This window comes from Acidovorax cavernicola, from assembly GCF_003581445.1.
Map to the genome: position 1 here is coordinate 1 of NZ_QXMN01000048.1, position 25045 is coordinate 25045.

At 69.3% G+C, this 25045-nt stretch carries 23 protein-coding genes; 20 read left to right on the forward strand and 3 right to left on the reverse strand.

Annotated elements, in window-relative coordinates; all coding sequences use genetic code 11:
• The 3 genes from D3H34_RS26465 to xylB form a co-directional block, all read left to right on the forward strand.
• Positions 1-1505, forward strand: a 1505-nt coding sequence (locus tag D3H34_RS26465) for a S41 family peptidase (protein WP_119557325.1), incomplete at its 5' end; no start/stop codon positions are given.
• Between the two features lie 190 nt (positions 1506-1695).
• On the forward strand, positions 1696-2877 hold the full coding sequence (locus D3H34_RS26470) for a nucleoside hydrolase (RefSeq protein ID WP_119557327.1): 1182 nt from the start codon (positions 1696-1698) through the stop codon (positions 2875-2877).
• Positions 2878-2950: 73 nt separating this feature from the next.
• Positions 2951-4420, forward strand: coding sequence for a xylulokinase (gene xylB / locus D3H34_RS26475; RefSeq protein ID WP_119557329.1), 1470 nt, complete (start codon positions 2951-2953; stop codon positions 4418-4420).
• A gap of 7 nt (positions 4421-4427) precedes the next feature.
• Here the strand turns inward: xylB and recQ are convergent, their stop codons facing one another.
• Positions 4428-6341 carry a DNA helicase RecQ gene (gene recQ / locus D3H34_RS26480; RefSeq protein ID WP_205736814.1) on the reverse strand — a complete coding sequence of 638 codons (1914 nt, stop codon included), beginning with the start codon at positions 6339-6341 and terminating at the stop codon, positions 4428-4430.
• Between the two features lie 305 nt (positions 6342-6646).
• On the opposite strand from recQ, the gene D3H34_RS26485 reads away from it, so the two are divergent.
• From D3H34_RS26485 to D3H34_RS26560, 16 genes are all read left to right on the forward strand, one after another.
• On the forward strand, positions 6647-7612 hold the full coding sequence (locus D3H34_RS26485; protein WP_119557331.1) for an ABC transporter substrate-binding protein: 966 nt from the start codon (positions 6647-6649) through the stop codon (positions 7610-7612).
• Between the two features lie 22 nt (positions 7613-7634).
• Positions 7635-8468 carry an ABC transporter permease gene (locus D3H34_RS26490; protein WP_119557333.1) on the forward strand — a complete coding sequence of 278 codons (834 nt, stop codon included), beginning with the start codon at positions 7635-7637 and terminating at the stop codon, positions 8466-8468.
• Positions 8468-9247 carry an ABC transporter ATP-binding protein gene (locus D3H34_RS26495; RefSeq protein WP_119557402.1) on the forward strand — a complete coding sequence of 260 codons (780 nt, stop codon included), beginning with the start codon at positions 8468-8470 and terminating at the stop codon, positions 9245-9247. The genes D3H34_RS26490 and D3H34_RS26495 overlap by 1 nt, the downstream gene beginning before the upstream one ends.
• Positions 9248-9256: 9 nt before the next feature.
• On the forward strand, positions 9257-9994 hold the full coding sequence (hutC, locus tag D3H34_RS26500) for a histidine utilization transcriptional repressor HutC (protein WP_119557335.1): 738 nt from the start codon (positions 9257-9259) through the stop codon (positions 9992-9994).
• Positions 9995-10056: 62 nt separating this feature from the next.
• The gene (hutH, locus tag D3H34_RS26505) at positions 10057-11616 is read left to right on the forward strand and encodes a histidine ammonia-lyase (RefSeq protein ID WP_119557336.1); all 1560 of its coding nucleotides are present in this window, start codon (positions 10057-10059) and stop codon (positions 11614-11616) included.
• A 48-nt stretch (positions 11617-11664) separates the two neighbouring features.
• Complete coding sequence (gene hutU, locus D3H34_RS26510; protein ID WP_119557338.1) at positions 11665-13392, forward strand: urocanate hydratase; 1728 nt, start codon at positions 11665-11667, stop codon at positions 13390-13392.
• A gap of 71 nt (positions 13393-13463) precedes the next feature.
• On the forward strand, positions 13464-14303 hold the full coding sequence (locus tag D3H34_RS26515; RefSeq protein ID WP_119557340.1) for a phytanoyl-CoA dioxygenase family protein: 840 nt from the start codon (positions 13464-13466) through the stop codon (positions 14301-14303).
• 132 nt (positions 14304-14435) lie between these two features.
• Positions 14436-15170 (forward strand): IclR family transcriptional regulator, encoded by a 735-nt coding sequence (locus tag D3H34_RS26520; protein WP_119557342.1) that lies wholly within the window; start codon positions 14436-14438, stop codon positions 15168-15170.
• 58 nt (positions 15171-15228) lie between these two features.
• On the forward strand, positions 15229-15981 hold the full coding sequence (locus D3H34_RS26525) for a transporter substrate-binding domain-containing protein (protein ID WP_119557344.1): 753 nt from the start codon (positions 15229-15231) through the stop codon (positions 15979-15981).
• 7 nt (positions 15982-15988) lie between these two features.
• Positions 15989-16657, forward strand: coding sequence for an amino acid ABC transporter permease (locus tag D3H34_RS26530; RefSeq protein ID WP_119557346.1), 669 nt, complete (start codon positions 15989-15991; stop codon positions 16655-16657).
• Positions 16654-17223: a HutD/Ves family protein gene (locus D3H34_RS26535; RefSeq protein ID WP_119557348.1), complete on the forward strand. Its 570-nt coding sequence runs from the start codon at positions 16654-16656 to the stop codon at positions 17221-17223. The genes D3H34_RS26530 and D3H34_RS26535 overlap by 4 nt, the downstream gene beginning before the upstream one ends.
• Positions 17224-17246: 23 nt before the next feature.
• A complete protein-coding gene (hutI, locus tag D3H34_RS26540; RefSeq protein ID WP_119557404.1) occupies positions 17247-18500 on the forward strand; it encodes an imidazolonepropionase in 1254 nt (417 codons plus the stop codon).
• Positions 18497-19879: a formimidoylglutamate deiminase gene (locus tag D3H34_RS26545; protein ID WP_119557350.1), complete on the forward strand. Its 1383-nt coding sequence runs from the start codon at positions 18497-18499 to the stop codon at positions 19877-19879. Before hutI ends, D3H34_RS26545 begins: the two co-directional genes overlap by 4 nt.
• An 11-nt stretch (positions 19880-19890) precedes the next feature.
• A complete protein-coding gene (hutG, locus tag D3H34_RS26550; RefSeq protein ID WP_119557352.1) occupies positions 19891-20718 on the forward strand; it encodes an N-formylglutamate deformylase in 828 nt (275 codons plus the stop codon).
• Between the two features lie 41 nt (positions 20719-20759).
• A complete protein-coding gene (locus D3H34_RS26555; protein WP_119557354.1) occupies positions 20760-21806 on the forward strand; it encodes a homocysteine S-methyltransferase family protein in 1047 nt (348 codons plus the stop codon).
• 78 nt (positions 21807-21884) lie between these two features.
• Positions 21885-22619, forward strand: coding sequence for an SH3 domain-containing protein (locus D3H34_RS26560; RefSeq protein WP_119557356.1), 735 nt, complete (start codon positions 21885-21887; stop codon positions 22617-22619).
• A 6-nt stretch (positions 22620-22625) separates the two neighbouring features.
• On the opposite strand, the gene D3H34_RS26565 is transcribed toward D3H34_RS26560, so the two are convergent.
• On the reverse strand, positions 22626-23546 hold the full coding sequence (locus D3H34_RS26565) for a LysR family transcriptional regulator (RefSeq protein ID WP_119557358.1): 921 nt from the start codon (positions 23544-23546) through the stop codon (positions 22626-22628).
• 110 nt (positions 23547-23656) lie between these two features.
• Here D3H34_RS26565 and D3H34_RS26570 point away from each other — a divergent pair, with 110 nt between their 5' ends.
• Positions 23657-24094 carry a PACE efflux transporter gene (locus tag D3H34_RS26570; protein WP_119557359.1) on the forward strand — a complete coding sequence of 146 codons (438 nt, stop codon included), beginning with the start codon at positions 23657-23659 and terminating at the stop codon, positions 24092-24094.
• Between the two features lie 21 nt (positions 24095-24115).
• Here the strand turns inward: D3H34_RS26570 and D3H34_RS26575 are convergent, their stop codons facing one another.
• Positions 24116-25030: a lipase secretion chaperone gene (locus D3H34_RS26575; protein ID WP_119557361.1), complete on the reverse strand. Its 915-nt coding sequence runs from the start codon at positions 25028-25030 to the stop codon at positions 24116-24118.
• Positions 25031-25045: the final 15 nt, after the last annotated feature.

Genomic DNA, 25045 nt, shown 5'->3' on the forward strand with positions numbered 1-25045 from the left:
GTGGGTTCCCGATCGGCGTGGTGCCGACGCCCAACCCCGGAGGCGGCGGCAACAACGGGGGCGAGGGCGGCCTCGTCGCGTCCTCGACCGTCGCCGGCCAGTGCGCCGCGCCGCGCCCGGGCATCAACCCCGAAACCGGGCGCGCCTACCCCGACAGCACCGGCACCGTCGACAACGAAAAGAGCTGGGTGCGCAGCTGGATCGACGAAACCTACCTTTGGTACAACGAGGTGCCCACCACCCTCAAGGCGTCGGACTACGCCACGCCGGTGGCCTGGTTCAACGTGCTCAAGACGCCGGCCACCACGCCGTCGGGCCGGGCCAAGGACCGCTTCCACTTCACCTACAACACCGAGGTGTACCGCCAGCAGTCGGAAGGCGGCGTGTCGGCGGGCTACGGCATGGAGACGGCGGCCGTGCGCAGTTCGCCGCCGCGCAACATCCGTATCGCGCTCGTCGAGCCGGGCTCGCCGGCCGCTTCGGCTGGCCTGGCGCGCGGGGCCAAGCTGGTCGTGGTCGACGGCGTCGACGTGGTGTCCAGCACCGGGCAGGCCAACGTCGACATCATCAACCGCGCGATCTCGCCGCAGGCCCTCGGCGAGAAGCACACCTTCACCTTCGAAGTGGACGGCACGCGCGGCAGCCCCATCGAACTCACGGCCCAGCGTGTCACGAGCACGCCGGTGCAGAACACGCACACCATCGGGCCGGCCGGCAACCGCGTGGGCTACCTGCTGTTCAACGCCCACATCACGACGGCCGAGGCACAGCTCGTCTCGGCCGTGAACACGCTCAATCAGAACGGTGGCATCCAGGACCTGGTGATCGACATGCGCTACAACGGCGGCGGCCAGCTGCGCATCGCGAGCCAGCTGGCCTACATGGTGGCCGGGCCGGGCCCGACGAACGGGAAGACCTTCGAGCTGCTGACCTTCAACGACAAGAACCCGTACCACCGCACGCTGGCCCAGAACCTCACGCCTTTCGTCACGACCACCCGCGCCGGCCAGCCGCTGCCCACGCTGGGCCTGTCGCGCGTCACGGTGCTGACCGGCCGCGACACCTGCTCAGCCAGCGAGTCGGTCATCAACAGCCTGCGCGGCGTGGGCGTCACGGTCAACCTCGTGGGCGCCACCACCTGCGGCAAGCCCTACGGCTTCATTCCGCAGGACAACTGCGGCACGACCTACTTCGCGGTCAATTTCAAGGGCGTCAACCAGGCCGGCTACGGGGACTACGGCGACGGCTTCGCGCCCGACGCCAGCTGCGTCGTGACCGACGACTTCGACCATCCCCTGGGCGACGCCGCCGAAGGCCGTCTGGCCGCGGCCCTGAGGTTGCGCAGCAGCGGTTCGTGCGCAGTGCCGACCGCGTCCGCCAAGGCCGTGCCCGGCACCCCGGGCCTGGACAAGGCCGTCACGCCGGCGGAAGAAGAGCCCTACCTGCGCCATCGTTCGCCGCTGCGCGAAATCCGGCTGCTCGACCCCGTGCCTGACCCGGCGTGACGACCGCCTGACCCCCGCGCGAGGCCGGCGCCCCGGCCTCGCGGAAAACCCCTAGCCGCACCCCATTGCCACACCCGTGGCACGCCACTTAGAGTTTGGCAAACGTTTGCGCAAAGGTTTGCGCAAACGTTTTCACTCCCTGACTTCCCTCTGAAGACCGGGCTGAAAACCAAACACTTAGGAGAACGAGATGCGCAAATGGACAGCGACGACCTTCTGGCTCGTCGTCGTGGCCGTGCTCACGGCATGCGGCGGTGGCGGAGGCGGCAATGACGGCATCGGCCTGGCGCCCGGGTTCGGGGCGGCGCCGGTGGCGCAGAAGGTCATCATCGACAGCGACTACAACACCATGAGCGACGACGGCCAGCTGGGCGTCATGGCCGCGCAGCTGCAGGCCGAGGGCAAGGTGCAGGTGATGGGCATCAGCGTCGTCTCGGGCAACCAGTGGCTCAAGCAGGGCGTGGCCGACGCGCTGATGTCGGTCGAGCGGCTCGGCGTGGGCCAGCGCATCGGCGTCTACGTGGGGGCCAACTACGCCTTCAACCACGACTACGCGACCATCGAGGCCGAGATGAAGGCCGGCGCGGGCGGTGACGGCTACCTGGGCGCCTGGAGCGGCCCCGAGCCCAAGACCGACGCCGACCTCAAGCCCTCGCCCGACGGCTTTGCCACCCGCACGGTGGTGCAGCGCAAGAGCGCGGTCGACTTCATCGTCGACACCGTCAAGGCGAATCCGAACGAGATCACCATCCTGGCCATCGGCCCGCTCACCAACATCGCGCTGGCCGTGAAGAAGAACCCCGAGATCGTGCCGCTGATCAAGAAGATCATCTACATGGGCGGCGCCGTCGACGTGCCCGGCAACACCACCAAGGCCGCCGAGTTCAACTGGTGGTTCGACCCCGAGGCCGCGCAGTTCGTGGTGCGCCTGCCGATCCCGCAGGTGGTGGTACCGCTGGACGTGACCGACACCGTGTTCCTCACCAAGCCCATCTACGACCGCATCGCGCACCCGGCCAGACCCACGGCCGTGACCGAGGTGTTCCGCAAGCTCAACGGCTACGGCTTCAGCGGCACCAACGGCTTCGAGAACAACCCCGACTACACGCAGAACATTTGGGACACGCTGGTGCTGGCCTACCTGATCGACCCGCGCTACGCCACGCAGACCGTCGAACGTTACGTCGACGTGGTCGCCCGGCCCGGCGCCGCCGACAACGGCCGCTCCATCGGCTACACCTCGCCGCCCGCGGGCGCGCCGTTGCAGAAGATGACGGTGGTGAAGAAGTTCGACAACGCGCGCTTCTTCGAGCTCTACGTCGATCTGCTCACGCGGCCGGTGCCGGTCACGCTGCCGGCGACCAATCCGTAGACAACCGATCGTCAGCCAGCCGAGCGTGCGACCGGGGCGCAGATACTCCGGCTCTCTCGAACAGGAAACACGCATGCTCATCGGCATCGATATCGGAACCTCCGCGGTCAAGATCGTCCTGACCGACCTGCAGCTGCAGGTCGTGGCCACGGTCGACCGGCCGCTCAGCTCGCAGTACCCGCAGCCGCTGTGGTGCGAGCACGACCCCGACCAGTGGTGGGCTGCCGTGTCGGATGGCCTCGACGAACTGGCGCGGGCCCACCCCACGGCGATGGCCGGCGTGCAAGGCATCGGCCTGTCGGGCCAGATGCACTCGCTGGTGCTGCTCGACGAGGCCGACCGTCCCGTGCGCCCCGCCATCCTCTGGAACGACGGCCGCGCCGCCGCCGAGGCCGCCGAACTCATGCAGACCGACATCGCGCTGCGCCGCGCCGTCGGCGTGCAGCCGATGGCGGGTTTCACCGGTCCCAAGCTGCGCTGGCTGCGCACCCACGAGCCCGAGGCCGTGGCGCGCGCCCGTTCGCTGCTGCTGACCAAGGACTACGTGCGCCTGCAGCTGTCGGGCGAGAAAGTCACCGACGTCACCGACGCGGCCGGCACCTGGCTGTTCGACCAGGCGCAGCGCCGCTGGTCGCCGCAGGCGCTGGCCGCCTGCGGTGTCGATCCCGCCTGGCTGCCGCGCGTGGTCGAGTCGTGCGAGCCCTGCGCCACCGTGCGCGATGCGCTGGCCGCGCGCTGGGGCCTTCCGCGCGGCGTGCCGATTGCCGGCGGCGCGGGCGATGCCGCGGCGGGCGGTGTCGGCATCGGCGTGGTCGGGCCGGGCGACGGCTTCGTGTCGCTCGGCACCTCTGCGCAGATCCTGGTGGCTGACACCGCGCACCGCCCCGACCCCGAGCGGCTGGTGCATGCCTTCTGCCACGCGCTGCCGCAGCGCTGGTACCGCATGGCGGCGCTGCTCAACGGCGCGAGCCCGCTCGCGGCGCTGGCGTCGTGCACCGGTGGGGCGTCGGTCGGCGAGCTGCTGGCCGAGGTCGAGGCGGCCTACGCCGGGCCCTCGCGCCTGCTCGCGCTGCCTTACCTGTTCGGCGAGCGCACACCGCACAACAACCCCTTCGCGCGCGGCGCGATCGTGGGCCTGTCGGGCGCCACCACGCGCGCCGACCTCATGCAGGCGGTCTGCGAGGGCATCGCCTTCTCGCTCGCGGACGGCCTGGCAGCGTTGAGCGCCCACACGGCGCGGCCCGAGCGCCTGGCGCTGATCGGCGGCGGCGCGCGCTCCGCGTTCCTGGCGCAGCTGATCGCCTCGGTGCTCGATGTGCCGCTGGTGCTGTACGAATCCGCCGACCGCGGCCCCGCCTTCGGTGCGGCGCGGCTCGCGCGGCTGGCGGTCACGGGCGAAGACCCGGCGGGTGTGGTGGTCGCGCCCGCCGTGCGTCAGGTGCTGGCGCCGGACGCCGCATTGCATGCGGCCTACCAGCCCCGGCTGGAGGCTTTCCGGGCGCTCTATCGCGCGATGGCGCCGGTCTGGGCGTCAGTGGCCTGAGCCGAAGCTAGAAAGCTTCACAGACGCGAAGCACTTCGGAGCCGTAGGCTTCGAGCTTCTTCGTGCCGATCCCGCTGATGCCCTGCAGGTCTTCGAGCGTCGCGGGCGCGCGCTCGGCAATGGCGGCCAGCGTGGCGTCGTGGAAGATCACGTAGGCCGGCAGGTTGTGTTCCTTCGCCACTTCGGCGCGCCAGGCCTTGAGCGCCTCGAAGCGCTTCTTGCCGATCTCGTCCAGCGTGGCGGCTGCCGGCGACGGTGCGCCCTTGGCGACCTTTTCGCGCCGGGGCTTGCGCTCGGCCGGTGACGACACCGACTCGCGCAGCGACACCGTGGTCTCGCCCTTGAGCACCGCGCGCGAGCCCTCGGTGAGCTTCAGTGTGTTGAAGGCCTCGGCATCCACGGCCAGCGCGCCGGTCGCGATCAGCTGGCGCAGCACGCCGCGCAGCGCCACTTCGCTGAACTCCGCGCCGATGCCGAAGGTGCTGACGCGCTCGTGTCCGAACTGCTTGACCTTCTCGGTCGCCTTGCCGCGCAGGATGTCCATGATGTGGCCCGCGCCGAAGCTGATGCCGCTGAGCTGCTGCACGCGGTAGATGGTGCTGAGCAGCTTGCGCGCCGCATCGGTGCCGTCCCACACCTGCGGCGGGTTCAGGCAGTTGTCGCAGTTGCCGCAGGGCGTGCTCTTCTCGCCGAAGTAGCCCAGCAGGCGCACGCGACGGCAGTCGCTGGCCTCGGCCAGGGAGAGCAGTGCGTCGAGCTTGCCGCGCATGACCTGCTTGAACTCCTCGCCAGCGGGGCTCTCGTCGATCATGCGGCGCTGGTTCACCACGTCGTTCAGGCCGTAGGCCATCCAGGCGTCGGCGGGGGCGCCGTCGCGGCCCGCGCGGCCGGTTTCCTGGTAGTAGCCCTCGATGTTCTTGGGCATGTCGACGTGACCGACGAAGCGTACGTCGGGCTTGTCGATGCCCATGCCGAAGGCGATGGTCGCGACCATCACGATGCCTTCCTCGCGCAGGAAGCGGTCCTGGTGCTTCTGGCGCACCGCGGCGTCCAGGCCCGCGTGGTACGGCAGCGCGTTGATGCCGGCGCCCTGCAGCGTGGTCGCGAGATCTTCCACGCGCTTGCGCGACTGGCAATAGACCACGCCCGCATCGCCTTCGTGCTCGCGCTCGATGAAGCGCAGCAGCTGCGTGGTGGCGTCTTTCTTCTCGACGATGGTGTAGCGGATGTTCGGACGGTCGAAGCTGGAGACGAACTGGCGCGCGTCCTCGAGTTGCAGGCGCTCGACGATGTCGGCGCGCGTGAGGTCGTCGGCCGTGGCCGTGAGCGCGATGCGCGGCACGCCCGGGTAGCGCTCGTGCAGCACGGTGAGCGCGCGGTATTCGGGGCGGAAGTCGTGGCCCCACTGGCTCACGCAATGCGCCTCGTCGATGGCGAACAGCGAGAGCTTGCCGCGCTCCTTGAGCGAATCGAGCTGCGAGAGAAAACGCGGCGTGTTCAGCCGCTCGGGCGCCGCGTACAGCAGCGTGATCTCGCCGCGCAGCATGCGGCGCTCGACGTCCTGCGTCTCTTCCCAGTCGAGCGTCGAGTTCAGGAAGGCGGCGCTCACGCCGGCCTCGTGCAGCGCGCCCACCTGGTCGTGCATCAGTGCGATCAGCGGCGACACCACCACCGTCACGCCGCGTCCCGAGCGCCGGCGCGCGATCGCCGGGATCTGGTAGCACAGCGACTTGCCGCCGCCCGTGGGCATCAGCACCAGCGCGTCGCCGCCGCCCACCACGTGCTCCACGATGTCCTGCTGGGCGCCGCGGAACTGCGAATAGCCGAACACGTCGTGAAGGATGTCGGCGGGGGCCGCGCTGCCGTAGCTGCTGCTGCCGTCGTCGGAGGCGTCGAAGGGACTGGGAGCGAGGGAGGACACGGGCAGCGGGTGCGAAGGCGGGGAGGGGAGAAAAAGGGCCGGAGCCGAGGCGGACGCCGATTGTCCCCCAGCGGCCCGGATATGACTGTGGCACGGCGTTTGCAATGGTGAGCGCCGTCCCGGCACCCCTCTTGTCTAGACAGCAAACTGGGGCATTTCTCTCTGAGATGCACCAAAACAGGACTTTCGGGTTATCCTGTATATACAAGTTGGGGCGCTTGGCAACAATGCGAGGCGTGCTGCCCACCTCCTCCGGGCATGTATCGCCGAGTCACCTCTCTCAAGAAATGGAACCAGGAGTCCCCATGGTCAAGGTAGTTGTGAAAGTCGCTTCGCTGCTGGCAGCAGGTGCATGTGCAGCGGGCATGGCCGGAACGGCCGCCGCCCAGGAAACGAAGATTTCGCTGGGCATGTCCGGCTGGACCGGCTTCGCGCCGCTGTCGCTGGCCGACAAGGCCGGCATCTTCAAGAAGAACGGGCTCGACGTGGAGCTGAAGATGATCCCGCAGAAGGACCGCCACCTGGCGCTGGCCTCCGGCGCGATCCAGTGCGCGGCCACCACCGTCGAGACGCACGTGGCCTGGAACGCCAACGGCGTGCCGATCGTGCAGATCTTCCAGATGGACAAGTCCTACGGCGCCGACGGCATCGCGGTGCGCAACGACGTGAAGAGCTTTTCCGACCTCAAGGGCAAGACCATCGGCGTGAGCGCCCCCGGCACCGCGCCGTACTTCGGCCTGGCCTGGATGCTCAGCAAGAACGGCATGAGCCTGAAGGACGTGAAGACCGTCTCGCTCGAGCCGCAGCCCGCCGCCCAGGCCTTCGTGGCCGGCCAGAACGACGCCGCCATGACCTACGAGCCGTACCTGTCGACCGTGCGCGCCAACCCGGCCGCCGGCAAGATCCTGGCCACCACGCTCGACTACCCGATGGTGATGGACACCGTCGGCTGCGCGCCCACCTGGCTCAAGGCCAACCCCAAGGCCGCCGCCGCGCTCACCAAGTCGTACTTCGACGCGCTGGACATGATCAAGGCCGACCCGGCCAAGTCGAACGAGCTCATGGGCGCGGCCGTGAAGCAAAGCGGCGAGCAGTTCGCCAAGTCGTCGGCCTACCTGCGCTGGCAGGACAAGGCTGCCAACCAGAAGTTCTTCGCCGGCGAACTCACGACCTTCATGAAGGAAGCCGCGGCCATCCTTCTGGAAGCCGGCGTGATCCGCAAGGCGCCGGACGACTACGCCGCCACTTTCGACGCCAGCTATGTCAAGTAAGGCCTTGCCCCAGATGCAACCGATGACCGCTTCGGCGCGCGCCGGCTCGCCGCCGCCCGCAGCCCCCGTGCGGCGCCGCGCGTTCGCGCCGCTCGAGCCCATCAGCGCGTCCGCGCGCACGATGCTGGGGCTGGGCTTCTTCGTGCTCTTCGTGGTGGTGTGGGGCATTGCCACGCTGGGCGGCTTCGTGTCGCCCACCTTCCTGGCGAGCCCGATCACCATGGTCAAGGAGGGCTGGCTGCTCTTCACCGAGTACGGCTTCATCGGCGACATCGGCATGACCGTGTGGCGCGTGTTCGGCGGCTTCCTGCTGGCGGCCGTCATCGCGGTGCCGCTGGGCGTGGCCATGGGCACCTGGAAGACGGTCGAGGCCTTCTTCGAGCCCTTCGTGTCGTTCTGCCGCTACCTGCCGGCCTCGGCCTTCATTCCGCTGCTCATTTTGTGGGCGGGCCTGGGCGAGATGCAGAAGCTGCTGGTGATCTTCATCGGCTCGTTCTTCCAGATCGTGCTGATGGTGGCCGTCACCGTGGGCGGCGCGCGACGCGACCTCGTCGAGGCCGCCTACACGCTGGGCGCCAACAGCCGCGGCATCGTGGCGCGGGTGCTCATTCCGGGCGCCGCACCGGGCATCGCCGAAACGCTGCGCCTCGTGCTCGGCTGGGCATGGACTTACGTGATCGTGGCGGAGCTGATCGGCTCCTCCTCGGGCATCGGCCACATGATCACCGACAGCCAGGCGCTCCTGAACACCGGCCAGATCATCTTCGGGATCATCGTGATCGGCGTCATCGGTCTCCTGTCCGACTTCGCTTTCAAGGCGCTCAACCGCCGTCTGTTTGCCTGGGCTGCATTGTGATGAACCAACTTTCCATCCAGGGCGTCTCGCGCGTCTTCACCGGCACCAAGGGCCAGCGCACGCAGGCCCTGCAGCCGATCGACTTCGAGGTGAAGGAGAACGACTTCGTCACCATCCTCGGCCCCTCGGGCTGCGGCAAGTCGACGCTGCTGCGCATCGTGGCGGGGCTCGACTTTCCGACCACCGGCCAGGTGATGCTCGACGGTGAGCGCATCGAAGGCCCCGGCGCCGACCGCGGCGTGGTGTTCCAGAGCTACACGCTGTTCCCGTGGCTCACCGTGGCGCAGAACATCCGCTTCGGCCTGCGCGAGCGCGGCATGAGCGAGGCGCAGCAGAAGGAACGCAGCGAGTTCTTCATCGCCAAGGTCGGCCTGCGCGGTTTCGAGCACCACTTTCCCAAGCAGCTCTCGGGCGGCATGCAGCAGCGCACCGCCATCGCGCGCGCGCTGGCCAACGACCCCAAGATGCTGCTGCTCGACGAGCCCTTCGGCGCGCTCGACAACCAGACCCGCGTGCTCATGCAGGAACTGCTGTTGGGCATCTGGGAATCGGCGCAGAAGACGGTGCTGTTCGTCACGCACGACATCGACGAGGCGATCTTCATGGCCAACCGCGTGGCGGTGTTCAGTGCGCGCCCCGGGCGCATCAAGACCGAGATCGCGGTCGACTTTCCGCATCCGCGCAGCTACACCATCAAGACCTCACCCGAGTTCATGGACATCAAGGCGCGCCTGACCGAAGAAATCCGCGCCGAGTCGATGGCTGCGGCCGAGCACTGAGAAGGTTTGATGAAACGCGACCTGCCGTCCCTCGCGCTCTATGCGCAAGTCAAGGATCACATCTCCCGCAAGATCCAGGACGGCACGTGGCCGCCCGGCCACCGCCTGCCTTCCGAGAACGAGCTGGTCGCGCAGTTCGGCATGGCGCGCATGACCGTGAACCGCGCGCTGCGCGAGCTCATGGAGCAGGGCCGCATCGTGCGCGTGGCCGGCGTCGGCAGCTTCGTGGCCGAGAACAAGCCGCAATCCACCCTGCTGCAGATCGCCAACATCGCCAGCGAAATCCGCCAGCGCGGCCACGACTACCGCTGCGAGATGCTGGTGGTCGAGCGCCTGGCCGCCTCGCCCGACGTGGCCGCCTGGCTCGACCTGCGCGCGGGCGACTCGGTGTTCCACAGCGCCTGCCTGCACCTGGACAACGACACGCCCGTGCAGCTCGAGGAACGCTACGTCAACCCGCAGGTCGTGCCCGACTTTCTCGAGCAGGACTTCGCCGCCGTGCCGCCCAGCGAATACCTCGTGCGCCACGTGCCCTTCGACCAGATCGAACACGTCGTCGATGCCGTGCTGCCCAGCGCCGAACAGGCCGAGCGGCTCGCGATGACGCCCACCGACCCCTGCCTGCTGCTGACGCGCCGCACCTGGATCCGCAACACGCCCGTGACCTGGGTGCGCTGCCTGCATCCGGCCTCGCGCTACAGCCTGGGCAGCCGCTTCAAGTCCGACGGCAACCCGACCTTCGGGTAGCTTTTTTTCGACCCTCAGAGGCCCACGTTTTCTCTCGCAACCACTTGTATAGACAGGTTCACATGCCAAGCAATCACACCGCCACCCCCGAAGCCACCCTGACCCTCACGCCCGGCAAGGTCGACCTTGCGATGCTTCGACGCATCCAGGCCGGCGGCGTGCAACTCGTGCTCGATGCGTCGGTGCGCGACGGCATGCTGAGCGCCGAAGCCGCGGTGCGCCACATCGTCGAGAACGACGAGGTGGTCTACGGCATCAACACCGGCTTCGGCAAGCTCGCAAGCACGCGCATCGGCAACGACCACCTGGCCGAGCTGCAGCGCAACCTCGTGCTGTCGCACAGCGTGGGCACGGGCGAGCCGCTGGCCGCGCCGGTCGTGCGCATGATCCTCGCGACCAAGGCCGTGAGCCTGGCGCGCGGCCACTCGGGCGTGCGGCCTGCGCTGGTCGATGCGCTGCTGGCGCTGTTCAATGCGGGCGTCACGCCGAGCATCCCGTGCAAGGGCTCGGTCGGCGCCTCGGGCGACCTGGCACCGCTCGCGCACATGGCCTGCGTGCTGATCGGCGAAGGCGAAGCGACGCTGGCCGACGGCAAGAAGGTCAGCGGCGCCGACGCCATGCGCAGCATCGGCCTCGAACCCTTCGTGCTCGGCCCCAAGGAAGGCCTGGCGCTGCTCAACGGCACGCAGGTGTCGACCGCGCTCGCGCTGGCCGGCCTGTTCGGCGCCGAAGACGTGTTCGCCGCCGCGCTGATGTCGGGCGCGCTGTCGCTCGAAGCCGTCCAGGGCTCGATCAAGCCCTTCGACGCGCGCATCCACGCCGCGCGCGGCCAGCCGGGCCAGATCGCTGTGGCCGGCGCCGTGCGCACGCTGCTCGACGGCAGCGAGATCGTCCCCTCGCACGCCGACTGCGGCCGCGTGCAGGACCCGTATTCCGTGCGCTGCATCCCGCAGGTGATGGGCGCCTGCCTCGACAACCTGGCCCACGCTTCGCGCGTGCTGGTCATCGAAGCCAACGCCGCATCGGACAACCCGCTCGTGTTCGTCGACACCGGCGAGGTGATCTCGGGCGGCAACTTCCACGCCGAGCCGGTCGCCTTCGCGGCCGACATCATCGCGCTGGCCGTGAGCGAAGTCGGCGCCATCGCCGAGCGCCGCCTCGCGCTGCTGCTGGACAGCGGCCTGTCGGGCCTGCCGCCCTTCCTGGTGCGCGACGGCGGCCTGAACTCCGGCTTCATGATCGCGCAGGTCACGGCCGCCGCGCTCGCGTCGGAAAACAAGTCGCACGCGCACCCCGCCAGCGTCGACAGCCTGCCGACCTCGGCCAACCAGGAAGACCACGTGTCGATGGCCACCTACGCAGGTCGCCGCCTGGGCGACATGGTCAACAACACCGCCGTGGTGGTGGGCATCGAAGCGATGGCCGCCGCACAAGGCATCGAACTCAAGCGCAAGCTGAAGAGTTCGCCGCTGGTCGAGGCGGAGTTCGCCCGCATCCGCCAGAAGGTCGCGTTCCTGGAGACCGACCGCTACCTCGCACCCGACATCGAAGCCATGCGCCAGTGGGCGCTCGCGGCCGACCTGCCGGCCGCGCTGCTCGACATCCTGCCCAGCCGCGCCTGAGCACCCCTTCACCGAATCAACGTCCGAACGACAGACAGGAGCCACACCATGAACGCACCCGACAAGATCGACCTGAACAAGACCACCGGCGCCGATCCGCGCCACGACCCCACGCGCGTAATCCGCGCGCCGCGCGGTACCGAGCTGAACTGCAAGAGCTGGCTCACCGAAGCGCCGTTCCGCATGCTGCAGAACAACCTCGACGCCGAGGTCGCGGAGCGCCCGCAGGACCTCGTGGTCTACGGCGGCATCGGCCGCGCCGCGCGCGACTGGGCCTGCTACGACCAGATCCTCGCGTCGCTGAAGGAACTGGAAGACGACGAGACGCTGCTCATCCAGTCGGGCAAGCCCGTGGGCGTGTTCAAGACGCATGCGGACGCACCGCGCGTGCTGCTCGCCAACTCCAACCTCGTACCGAAGTGGGCCAACTGGGAGCACTTCAACGAGCTCGACCGCCAGGGCCTCTTCATGTACGGCCAGATGACGGCTGGCAGCTGGATCTACATCGGAAGCCAGGGCATCGTGCAGGGCACCTTCGAGACCTTCGTCGAAGCCGGCCGCCAGCACTACAACAACAGCCTCGCGGGCAAGTGGATCCTCACGGCCGGCCTGGGCGGCATGGGCGGCGCGCAGCCGCTGGCGGCCACGCTGGCGGGCGCCGTGTCGCTCAACATCGAGTGCCAGCAGTCGAGCATCGACTTCCGCCTGCGCACGCGCTACGTCGACAAGCAGGCGCGCGACATCGACCATGCCTTCGAACTCATCAAGCAGCACTGCGACGCCAAGGACGCCGTGTCGATCGCGCTGCTGGGCAATGCGGCCGACATCCTTCCTGAACTGGTCAAGCGCGCCAAGGCCGGTGGCCTCAAGCCCGACCTCGTGACCGACCAGACCTCCGCGCACGACCTCATCAACGGCTACCTGCCCTCGGGCTGGAGCGTGGCGCAGTGGCAGGCCGCGCAGAAAGACCCGTCGCAGCACGACGCGCTCAAGACCGCCGCCGCGAAGTCGTGCGCCGTGCACGTGCAGGCCATGCTCGACTTCCAGGCCATGGGCATTCCCACCGTGGACTACGGCAACAACATCCGCCAGGTCGCGTTCGACGAAGGCGTGAAGAACGCCTTCGATTTCCCCGGTTTCGTGCCGGCCTACATCCGCCCGCTGTTCTGCGAAGGCAAGGGCCCGTTCCGCTGGGTGGCGCTGTCGGGCGATCCGGAAGACATCTACAAGACCGACGCCAAGATCAAGGAGCTGTTCCCCGAGAACAAGCACACCCATCGCTGGCTCGACATGGCGCGCGAGCGCATCGCCTTCCAGGGCCTGCCCGCGCGCATCTGCTGGCTCGGCCTGGGCGAGCGCCACATCGCCGGCCTGGCCTTCAACGAGATGGTGAAGAACGGCGAACTGAAGGGCCCGATCGTCATCGGCCGCGACCACCTGGACACCGGCTCGGTCGCCAGCCCCAACCGCGAGACCGAGGCCATGAAGGACGGCACCGACGCCGTCTCCGACTGGCCGCTGCTCAACGCGCTGCTCAACACGGCCGGCGGCGCGACCTGGGTCAGCCTGCACCACGGCGGCGGCGTGGGCATGGGCTACTCGCAGCACTCGGGCGTGGTGATCGTGTGCGACGGCACAGACGCGGCGGCCAAGCGCATCGGGCGCGTGCTCTTCAACGACCCGGCCACCGGCGTGATGCGCCATGCCGACGCGGGCTACGACATCGCGGTCGCCACGGCGAAGAAGCAGGGCCTCAAGCTGCCGATGATCAAGTAACGCGCGGCAGGCGCCGCAGGTGAAGTAAAAAAGCGGGTCACCGACACCCCGAAGAAAAAGGAGACCCGACGATGGCCCTCGATGCTTCCGACCTGCAGCGCCGCGTGCGCGAACGCGTGGACGACGCGCTGGTGGCGCAGTTTCAGCGCGACGGCGCGGTCTGCATACGCCAGCTGCTCACGGCCGACGAACTCGCGCTGCTGCGCGAGGGCATCGAGACCAACCTCGCGGCGCCCAGCCCGCGCGCCAAGGTCGCGAGCCGGCCCGATGATCCGGGCCGCTTCTTCGAGGACTTCTGCAACTGGCAGGAGATCGGCGCCTTCGGCCGCTTCATCACCGAGACGCCGCTCGCGCCCCTGGCGCAGCGGCTCATGGGCTCGCAGACCGTTCGGCTGTACCACGACCACCTGCTCGTGAAGGAGCCCGGCACGCGCCAGCGCACGCCGTGGCACCAGGACCAGCCCTACTACAACATCGAGGGCATGCAGAACATCAGCATGTGGATTCCGGTCGATCCGGTCTCGCGCGGTGCCACGCTCGAATTCGTGGCCGGCTCCCACAAGGGGCCGTGGCTGATGCCGCGCACCTTCATGGACAACCACGCCAAGTGGTTCCCCGAAGGCAGCCTGGACGACCTGCCCGACATCGAGGGCGCGCGCGAGCGCTTTCCCATCGTGGGCTGGGACATCGAGCCCGGCGACTTCGTCTGCTTCCACATGCTCACGCTGCATGCGGCGGCCGGCGTCGAGGGGCCGAACCGGCGCCGCGTGTTCTCGGTGCGATTCCTGGGCGACGACATCCGCCACGCGCCGCGCAGCTGGAAGACCTCGCCCGATTTCCCGGGCCTGGCCGAACGCCTGCCGGCCGGCGCGCCGATGGACGACGCGCTCTTTCCGATGCTCGTGGGCTGAGCTTGGTAAGACGAAGGTAGAAAGAAAAAACGCGTTCATTCCCATCGAGTGGGAATTCGGGCTTGGATGTGGGAACGGCGAGCAAGATACTGCACGCCGCATCCACTCCCGACCGCCCCGCGATTGCCCCCGATGACGACCCCCGTTGACGCTCCTGCCCACAACGACCGCGCGCTGTTCGTGCTGTCGGTGCTGGCGCAAAGCAAGGTGGCGATGACGGCGGCCGAACTGGTGCAGGCCACCGGCCTGTCGCAGAGCACGCTGTACCGGCAGGTCGCCACGCTGCGCCGCTGGGGCTTCGTGATGGAGTCCGAGGGCCGCTACTCGCCGGGGCCCGTGAGCGTGCAACTGGCCAGCGGCTTCGACGGCAACTCCGACCTCGTGATGGCCGCGCGCGCCGACATGCGCGCGCTGGCGCAGCAAAGCCACGAGAGCGTGGCGCTCGTCACCCTCGTGAACGAGCGCGTCGTGTGCCTGGAGATGATCGACAGCGAACAGTCGCTGCGCTGCTCCTTCGACCGCGGCCGCAGCGTGCCTGCGCGCGACGGCGCCAGCGCCAAGTGCCTGCTGGCGCATGCGCCCGACGACACGCGCGACCTGCTGCTCGACGGCCTGGACGAAGCCCCCGAACGCCGCGCCGAGCGCGCCGCCGAACTCGACACCATCCGCGCCGCCGGCCATGCCGTGACGCACGGCGAGGTCGATGCCGGCGTGTGGGGCGCGAGCGCGCCGGTGCTGGCCGCCGGGCGCCGCCTGCGCGGCGCGATCACGCTGATGGCGCCGCTCACGCGCGTCGAAGGCATGGAAGCTGCATTGGTCCACATGACCGTCGTCACGGCGGCCCGCATCTCGCGCGCACTGCAGTAGCCGCGCCGCGTCTTCTTTTCTTTCCTCTTTCTTCTCTCACCTCCACGAAAGCCCTCCCATGAACACCCGTCGCACCCTCGTCGCCGCCGCCCTGTCCGGCCTTGCCTTCCTCGGTTTCGCTGGCGCCGCGCAAGCCCAGGGCGAGCCGCTGCGCGTGGCCACCGACGCCACCTTCCCGCCGATGGAGTTCGTGGAAAACGGCAAGCGCACCGGCTTCGACGTCGAGCTGGTCGAGGCCATCGGCAAGACGCTGGGCCGCAAGATCGAGTGGATCGACATCGACTTCAAGGGCCTCGTGCCGGGCCTGATTTCGAAGCGCTTCGACATGGCCGTGTCGGGCATCTACATCACCGACGAGCGCAAGAAGGTCGTCGACTTCACCGTGCCCTACTACGCGGGCGGCCTCGTGGTCATGGTGAAGGACAACAACACGACCATCAAGAAGCCGGCCGACATCAACGGCAAGAAGGTCAGCGTGCAGGTGGGCACCAAGTCGGTGTCGTACACGAAGGAGAAATTCCCGCAGGTGCAGCTGATGGAAGTCGAGAAGAACCAGGAGATGTTCAACCTCGTGGACATCGGTCGCGCCGACGCCGCCGTCACCGGCAAGCCCGCCGCCTTCCAGTACGTGCGCACGCGTGGCGGCCTGAAGGTGCTCGACGAGCAGATCACCACCGAGGAATACGGCATGGCCATCCGCAAGGACACGCCCGAGCTGACCAAGGCCGTGAACGGTGCGATCGAGAAGCTGAAGGCCGATGGCACCTACGCCGCGATCGTGAAGAAGTGGTTCAGCGCGAACGCCAAGTAAGCGAGCCATGGATCTCGATTTCTCGCCCGTCTGGGAAGGCTGGCCGGCCCTCTTGCGCGGCGCGCTGGTCACGGTGGAGATCACCGCCTGCGCGCTGGCGCTCGGTTGCGTGCTGGGCCTGCTGGTCGGCATCGGCCGGCTGAACCCGAAGCGGCGCTGGATCTACGGCGTGTGCACCGCCTACGTGGCGGCGATTCGCGGCACGCCGCTGCTGGTGCAGCTGTTCATCCTGTTCTTCGGCCTGCCGCACTTCGGCATCCTGCTGCCGGCCTTCCTGTGCGGCGTGCTGGGGCTCGGCGTGTACTCGGGCGCCTACGTGTCCGAGATCGTGCGCGGCGCGATCCAGTCGATCGACAAGGGCCAGACCATGGCGGCGCAGTCGCTGGGCATGACGCCGGCCACCGCGATGCGCGAGATCGTGTTGCCGCAGGCCGTGGTGCGCATGATCCCGCCGCTGGGCAACGAGTTCATCGCGCTCATCAAGAACTCGGCGCTGGTGTCGCTGCTCACCATTCACGACGTGATGCACGAAGGCCAGAAGATCATCAGCGTGTCGTACCGCTCGCTGGAGGTGTACCTGGCGATCGCGGTCGTCTACTTCGTGCTCACGGGCACGATGACGCTGGTGCTGCGCCACTTCGAGCAGAGGCTGCGCCAGGGCGGGTTGATGCGATGAGCGTGCAACGCTTTTCGCGCGCCACCCTGCGCGCCACGCCCTGGAAGAACGGCGGTGGCACCACGCAGGAAATCGCCAGCTGGCCGACCGGTGCGGGGCTCGACAGCTTCGGCTGGCGCGTGAGCATCGCGACCATCGCGTCGCCGGGCCCGTTCTCGGTGTTCCCGGGCGTCGACCGGCAGATCATGCTGCTCGAAGGCGACGGGGTGCGCCTCTTCACGCACGACGGCCGCGTGTCGCACCGGCTCGACGTGCCGCACCAGCCCTTCGCCTTCGCCGGCGACGACCCCATCGACTGCACGCTGCTCGGCAGTGCCTCGAACGACTTCAACGTGATGACGCGCCACGGCCAGTGGCGTGCCGATGTGCAAGTGCTGAACCACGCCACTGACATCGCACCCGCGCCGCACGGCCTGCTGCTGGCATTGCGCGGCGATTGGCGCTTGAATGACGAGGCCTGCGGCGAAGGCGAAGGCCTGTACTGGACCGACGCCGCGCAAGCGTGGCAAGCCGCGCCCCAGGGCGGTGACGCCCGTCTGGTGGCCGTTCGCTTCGTGCCGGCCTGACTGGCGCCAGAACAAGGATGACGATGAACCCCTCGACAAGCGAATTCCCCTCGGCCGATGGCCTGTGGACCGGTCTGCGCCTCGCCCCCGGTGCGGCGCCGGGCGTGGCACTGGCGGCTGACGCAGAAGCGGCCCTTGTGGTTACGCAGGGCACGATCCGCTGGGTCGGCGCGCGCAGCGAGTTGCCCGCCGAGTTCGCGGGGCTGCCGTCGCACGACGGCGGCGGCGCGCTCGTGACGCCGGGGCTCGTCGATTGCCACACGCACCTGGTCTACGGCGGCCAGCGCGCCAACGAGTTCGCGATGCGGCTCGCGGGCGCCACGTACGAAGAAGTGGCGAAGGCCGGCGGCGGCATCGTGTCTTCGGTGCGTGCCACGCGCGAGGCCGACGAGGACACGCTGTTCGCGCAGGCCGCGCCGCGTCTCGAACAACTGCTGGCCGACGGCGTCTGCGCCATCGAGATCAAGTCGGGCTACGGCCTGGCGCTCGAACACGAGCGCAAGCAGCTGCGCGTGGCGCGTCGCCTGGGCGAAGCCTACGGCGTCACCGTGCGCACCACCTTCCTCGGCGCGCATGCGCTGCCGCCCGAGTACGCAGGCCGCAGCGGCGACTACATCGACCTCGTCTGCAACGAGATGCTGCCCGCGCTCGCCGCCGAGGGGCTGGTCGATGCGGTCGATGTGTTCTGCGAACGCATCGCCTTCTCGCTCGAAGAAACCGAACAGGTCTTCCAGGCCGCCAAGGCGCTGGGCCTGCCGGTCAAGCTGCATGCCGAGCAGCTGTCGGACATGGGCGGCGCCGCGCTGGCCGCGCGCTACGGCGCGCTGTCGTGCGACCACATCGAACACCTGTCGGACGAGGGCATCGCCGCCATGCGCCAGTCGGGCACCGTGGCCGTGCTGCTGCCGGGCGCCTACTACACGCTGCGCGACACGCACCTGCCGCCCATCGCCGCGCTGCGCGCCGCGGGCGTGCCGATGGCCGTGTCGACCGATCACAACCCCGGCACCTCGCCCACGCTGAGCCTGCTGCTCATGGTCAACATGGCCTGCACGCTGTTCCGTCTCACGGTGCCCGAGGCGCTGGCCGGCGTCACGCTGCACGCGGCGCGCGCATTGGGCCTGCAGGACACGCACGGCGCGATCGCGCCCGGCATGCCCGCCAACTTCGTGCTCTGGAACCTGAACGACGCGGCCGAGCTGGCCTACTGGTTCGGCCAGCAGCCGGTGCGCACCGTGGTGCGCCAGGGACGCATCGCCATCGGAGCCACTGAATGACACACACGCTTTTCGCGGCCGATGCGCTGCTGCCCCAGGGCTGGGCCCAAAACGTCCTGCTGACGTGGAACGACGCGGGCCAGCTCACGCAGGTACAAGCCGGCGCACAAAGACCCGCCGACACGCAAGCCACTCAGGGCCCGGTGATCCCCGGCATGCCCAACCTGCATTCGCACGCCTTCCAACGCGCCTTCGCGGGCCTCACCGAGCACCGCGCCGAACAGCACGACAGCTTCTGGAGCTGGCGCACGCTGATGTACCGCTTTGCCGCGCGCCTTGGCCCGCAGCACATGGAGGCCATCGCGACCTGGCTCTATGCCGAGATGCTCGAGGCCGGCTACACCAGCGTGTGCGAGTTTCAGTACGTGCACCACGACACCGATGGCCGCCCCTACGCCGACGACGCCGCCTTGAGCCGCGCGCTGCTGCGTGCCGCACAGAACACCGGCATCGGCTTCACGCTGCTGCCGGTGCTCTACCAGACCAGCGGTTTCGGCGACCAGCCGCCCACCGAGGGGCAGCGCCGCTTCATCCGCTCGACCGAGTCGATGTTGCGCCTGCTCGACACGCTCAAGCCCGACTGCGATGCGCAGGGCGCGCGCCTGGGCCTGGCGCCGCATTCGCTGCGCGCCGTGCCGCCCGAGGCGCTGCGTGAAGCGCTGGCCGGCCTCGACGCCATCGACCGCACCGCGCCGGTCCACATCCACATCGCCGAGCAGACCAAGGAGGTCGACGACTGCGTCGAATGGAGCGGCCTGCGCCCGGTCGAATGGCTGCTGGACCACGCGAGCGTCGATGCGCGCTGGTGCCTCGTGCACGCCACGCACATGAACGACGCCGAGTACGAATACGCGGCCAGGAGCGGCGCGGTCGCAGGGCTGTGCCCGACGACCGAGGCGAACCTGGGCGACGGCATCTTCGACTTCGCGAAATGGCGCAGCCATGGCGGCGCCTGGGGCGTGGGCTCCGACAGCCACGCAAGCGTCAACGCGGCCGAGGAACTGCTGATGCTCGAATACAGCCAGCGGCTGGGCAAGCGCCAGCGCAACGTCGGCGCCAGCGCGGCGCAGCCGCATGTGGCCACCGCGCTCACGCTCGAGGCCGTGCAGGGCGGGGCGCAGGCTTCGGCGCGCGCGGTGGGCGGGCTCGTCGCGGGCCAGCAGGCCGACTTCGTGGTGCTCGATGCGGCGCATGTCGCGCTGCAGGGGCTGTCGGCCCCCGACATGCTCTCGGCCCACGTGTTCGCGAGCCACCGCACCTCGGCCATCGATGCGGTCTGGGTGGCGGGCCGCGCGCGCGTCGCCGCCGGCCGCCACGCGCTGCATGACGAGGCCGCCTCGGCATTCGTGGCCGCGCGTACCCGCCTTCTGCAAGACTGAGAATTCACCCCATGGCTCTCTTCACCACCACCGAACCGGCGTTCCGCTTCCGCCAGGGCACGCGCCCGCTGCTGATCTCCATGCCGCACGTCGGCACGCACGTGCCGCCCGCGCTGGCCGCGCGCTTCACCGACGAGGCGCGCCACGTGCCCGACACCGACTGGCATCTCGAACAGCTCTACGACTTCGCCGATGAACTCGGCGCCTCGGTGCTCGTGGCCACGCACTCGCGCTATGTGGTCGACCTGAACCGTCCGCCGGACGGCGCCAGCCTGTACCCGGGCCAGAGCGTCACCGGCCTGTGCCCGGTCGACACCTTCGACGACACGCCGGTCTATGCGAACGCCGCCGAACAGCCGTCCGACGCCGAGATCGCCGAACGCCGCGAAGCCGTCTGGCGGCCCTACCACCAGCAGCTGCAGGCCGAACTCGATCGCCTGAAGGCCGTGCATGGCACTGTTGCCTTGTGGGACGCGCACTCGATCCGCTCGGTGCTGCCGCGCTTCTTCGAAGGCAAGCTGCCTGACCTGAACCTGGGCACCGCCGACGGCAAGAGCTGCGACCCCGCGCTGGCCGCCACGCTGCAGGGCATCGCGACCTCGGCCCCGGGCTACACCGGCGTGCTCAACGGCCGCTTCAAGGGCGGCCACATCACGCGCCAGTACGGCAACCCCGCCGGCGGCGTGCACGCGGTGCAGCTGGAGATGACGCAGTCGAGCTACATGCAGGAAGCACTGCCCTTCGACTACCTGCCCGAGGTGGCCGCGGGCGTGAAGCCGCACGTGCGCCGGATGCTGGAAGCGGTGCTGGCTTTCGTCGAAGGCCAGCGAAAGGGCTGACGGGCATCAGGGCCGGGCCCCGGTTTCTACAATCGGGGGCTATGAAGCCTCTCGTTTACACCCGCGGCCAGGCCCTGCCTGGCATCCTCGCCCAGCGCATTGCCATCCTCGACGGCGCGATGGGCACGATGATCCAGCGCTTCAAGCTCACCGAGGAGCAATACCGCGGCGAGCGCTTCAAGGATTTCGAGCGCGACGTGAAGGGCAACAACGAGCTGCTGTCGCTCACGCGCCCCGACGTCATCACCGACATCCACGAGGCCTACCTCGCGGCCGGTGCCGACCTCATCGAGACCAACACCTTCGGCGCCACCACCATCGCGCAGGAGGACTACAAGATGGCCCATCTGGCGCGCGAGATGAACCTCGAATCGGCCAAGCTGGCGCGCGCGGCTTGCGACAAGTACAGCACGCCCGAAAAGCCGCGCTTCGTGGCCGGCGCCCTCGGCCCGACGCCCAAGACCGCGAGCATCAGCCCCGACGTGAACGACCCCGGCGCGCGCAATGTCGATTTCGAGGCGCTGCGCGCCGCGTACTACGAGCAGACCGAGGCACTGGTCGAAGGCGGCGCCGACGTGATCCTGGTCGAGACGATCTTCGACACGCTCAACGCCAAGGCCGCGCTGTTCGCGGTGGACGAGTACTTCGACAAGAGCGGGCAGCGCCTGCCGCTGATCATCAGCGGCACGGTCACCGACGCCTCGGGCCGCATCCTCAGCGGCCAGACCGTCACCGCCTTCTGGCACAGCGTGCGCCACGCGCAGCCGCTGGCCATCGGCCTGAACTGCGCGCTCGGCGCGACGCTGATGCGCCCCTACATCCAGGAACTGGCGCGCGTGGCGGGCGACACCTACATCAGCTGCTACCCGAACGCCGGCCTGCCCAACCCGATGAGCGACACCGGCTTCGACGAGACGCCCGACGTCACCTCGCGCCTGCTGCACGAGTTCGCGGCCGAGGGGCTGGTGAACATCGTGGGCGGCTGCTGCGGCACCACGCCGGACCACATCGCGGCGATCGGCAAGGCCGTGGCGCCGGCCAAGGGCCGCCTGCTCAACAGCAACGGTTTCTACCAAGAGGCTGCATGAAGCCGGGCGCCGCGCGCGCCTTCGGCTGATTGACGGCTCCACGCCCCGCGCCTACGCTGGGGCGCACAGGAGCCCCTCATGAACGCCACATCCTCCTTCTTGCGTCGCGCCGCCTTGGGCGCGATCGTCGTGTTGCTGCCGCTCGCGGCGGCGGCGCAGCAGGCCTTCACACGCGGCGCGGTCAACCTGCGGGCCGGGCCTTCGGGCGACTACCCGCTGGTGGCGCGGCTCGGGCCGGGGCAGCCGGTCGACGTGGTCGGCTGTACCAGCGGCTACGGCTGGTGCGACGTGGTGCTGCCCGATGGCGGACGCGGCTGGCTCTGGTCGAAGAACCTCGACTACGCCTACCAGCAGCAGCGCGTGCCGCTGGCCACCTACGGCGCCATCATCGGCGTGCCCATCGTGAGCTTCGTGATCGGCAGCTACTGGGCCGACTACTACCGCGACCGTCCCTGGTACGGCGACCGGCGCTGGTGGGGCCAGCGGCCACCGCCACCACCGATCGCGGGCTGGCGTCCGCCGCCGCCCGTGCGCCCGGGCTGGCAGCCTCGGCCCTGGCCGCCGGGGCACGGCGTGCGTCCGCCGCACGGACCCGGTGTCCGTCCGCCCGGCGGACCGGGCTATCGGCCGCCTGTGGACCCCGGCTTCCGTCCACCGCGACCCCAGCCGGGTTTCCGTCCCGGGCCGCCGCCGGGCGTGTCGCATCCCCATCCGGGCGGGGGTCGGCCCGGCGGTGGTGGCGGGCGTCCGCATGGCGGCGGTGGAGGCGGAGGGCACGGCGGCGGAGGTGGGCACGGCCACGGCCGGCCCTGAACGAGCCTACGCGGCCGGCGTCTCGATACCGGCCGCCGCCTGCCGGTCGCGCGCGATCAGATCCACGAAGCGTTGCGCGCCCAGGCCCAGCGGCCGTTCGCGCGACCACACCACGTCGACCCACAGGTCGAGCCCGTTGCTGAGGTTCTCGAACGGGATCTCCACCAGCGCGCCCGCCGCCACGTGCGGCCGCGCAAAGGTGCGCGGCAACCAGCCCCAGCCCAGCCCGGCGGTGATCAGGCTCAGCGCGGCCAGCGCGTTGTCGGTGCGCCAGACATGCCGTGCGAACACGAAGCGTGGGTCGCTGGTGCCCAGGTCGCGCCCGGCGACCACGATCTGGCGGGTGTTGGTCAGGTGCTCCTCGCGCAGGCGCCCGCCGACCGCCGCGCGCAGCACGGGGTGGTCGGGCGCCATCACCGCCACCATGATGTCGCTTCCGACCTCCTGGAAGCCCTCGCGGCCGTCGAGGCTGGGCCGTTCGAACACCAGCGCGAGCTGGGCCCGGCCGCTGTGCAGCAGCGCGAGCGCGTCGGCCTGCGGCGCGGCCAGCACCTCGACCTGCAGCAGCGGGTAATCGTCGGCCAGCGCGGCCAGCGGTCCGCTCCAAGGCGCGGCCAGCAGTTCGGGCGCGATGGCCAGCGTGAGCCGGTCTTCCAGCCCCTGCGTGAGCGCCAGTGCCTGCACCTGCAACTGCCGCAGCTGGGCCGCGAGCAGCCGCGCCTGGGGTTCGAGCGAGCGCGCGGCGGCGGTGGGCTGGGGCTCGCGCCCGCTGCGGTCGAACAGCGACAGCGCCAGCTCGGCCTCCAGGTTGGCGATGGCCATGCTCACGGCCGAGGGCACCTTGTGCAGCGCCCGGGCGGCGGCCGAAAAGGAGCCGTGGTCGATCACGGCCAGGAAGACTTCGACGTTGTCGCTGGAGAAAGCCATGGCACCTCGACTGGTCTGACCTATCAATAAAACTGAAATAAGTTAACTTTTTATATCAGTAAAACACAAATAAAGTCCACCCATCGCAGTCAAACACACAGAGAAAAGTCATGCAGGGCATTCAGCGTCGGATCGTTTACATCTCCCTCTACGAGGGCATCGCCATCGTGGCGGCCAGCGCCGGTCTGGCCCTGATGTCGGATGCGGGGCTCGGCCACTCGGGCCTCCTGGCGGTGGGCGCCTCGGTCATCGCGGTGATCTGGAACCTGACCTTCAACGCCCTGTTCGAGCGCTGGGAGTCGCGCCAGGCGGTGCGCGGGCGCAGCCTGAAGCGCCGCATCGCCCACGCCATCGGCTTCGAGGGCGGCTTGATCGCCTTCCTGGTGCCGATGCTGGCCTGGGGCCTGGGCGTGTCGCTCTGGCAGGCGCTGGTGATGGACCTGGGCCTGGTGGTGTTCTTCCTGGTCTACACCTTCATCTTCAACTGGGCCTTCGATCGCGTGTTCGGCCTGCCGGCCTCGGCGATGGGTGAAGCGCAGCCTGCGTAAGCCTGCGCTTACTTAATCAGTTCACCGCGCCGGCTTGGGTGCGGCGGCCGAGCGCATCGCCAGGGCGCCGCTCAGGCGCAGGCGCTCGCTCTCGTTGAAGAGCGTCTCGCGCAGACGGGCCTGCTCGGATTCGGGCGCGCTCGCGTAGCGGTCGAGCCGCGCGTTCCATTCCTGGGTTTCCTGGTCGAGCGTGGCCAGGCCGCGCGCCACCTCGTAGCCGTAGGCCTCGCTGCGCGCGGCAAAGCGCTCCTGGGGGCTCGCGCCGCGCGCCTGCAGTGCCTCGGTCTGGCGCATCACGTCGAGGTGGGCCACCGCGTCCTTGCGCACTTCGCGCTGCGCGGGCGACAGCCAGGCCTGCTCGCTCTGCGCGAGCGCCGCCGCGCGCTGCTCGGGCGTGAGGCCGGGGTTGGACAGCAGCTCCATCTTCTCGGCCATGAACTGGTCCTGCCGGATCTGGTCGCCGAACAGGCCTTCGATTTCCTCGGGCGCGAAATACTGCCGGCGCACCGCCTCGCGCGCTTCCAGGCTGCGGCGCAGGAAGGCCGGGTCGTTGGCCGCGGGCGGTTGCAGGGTGCGCAGGGCCTCCTGCATGTCGACGTAGCGCTCCAGCAGGCCCAGCGCACGCACGCGCCAGTCTTCGCGCAGGTGCTTGGCAAGCAAGGCCGGCGCGCGGGCCATCAGCGTGGCCTTGCTGTCGGCTTGTGCTTCGGCGAGCACCTGGTCGAAGAGGGCGATCAGGTCGCTGGTGAGCAGGGCATCGGGGGCCGCGGCGGTGGCGGGCGGGCGCGGTGCGGGAGACAACGGAGCGACGGCCGTGGTCGCCGCTGCAGGCGCGGTGGTCCGTGGCGCATCGACCGCACTCGGGCCCAGCGCCAGCCAGCCGGCCCCCACGGCCACCAGCGCGATCGCGCCGAGGGTCACGGCCACGCCGCGCATGCCTGCTTCGCCTCC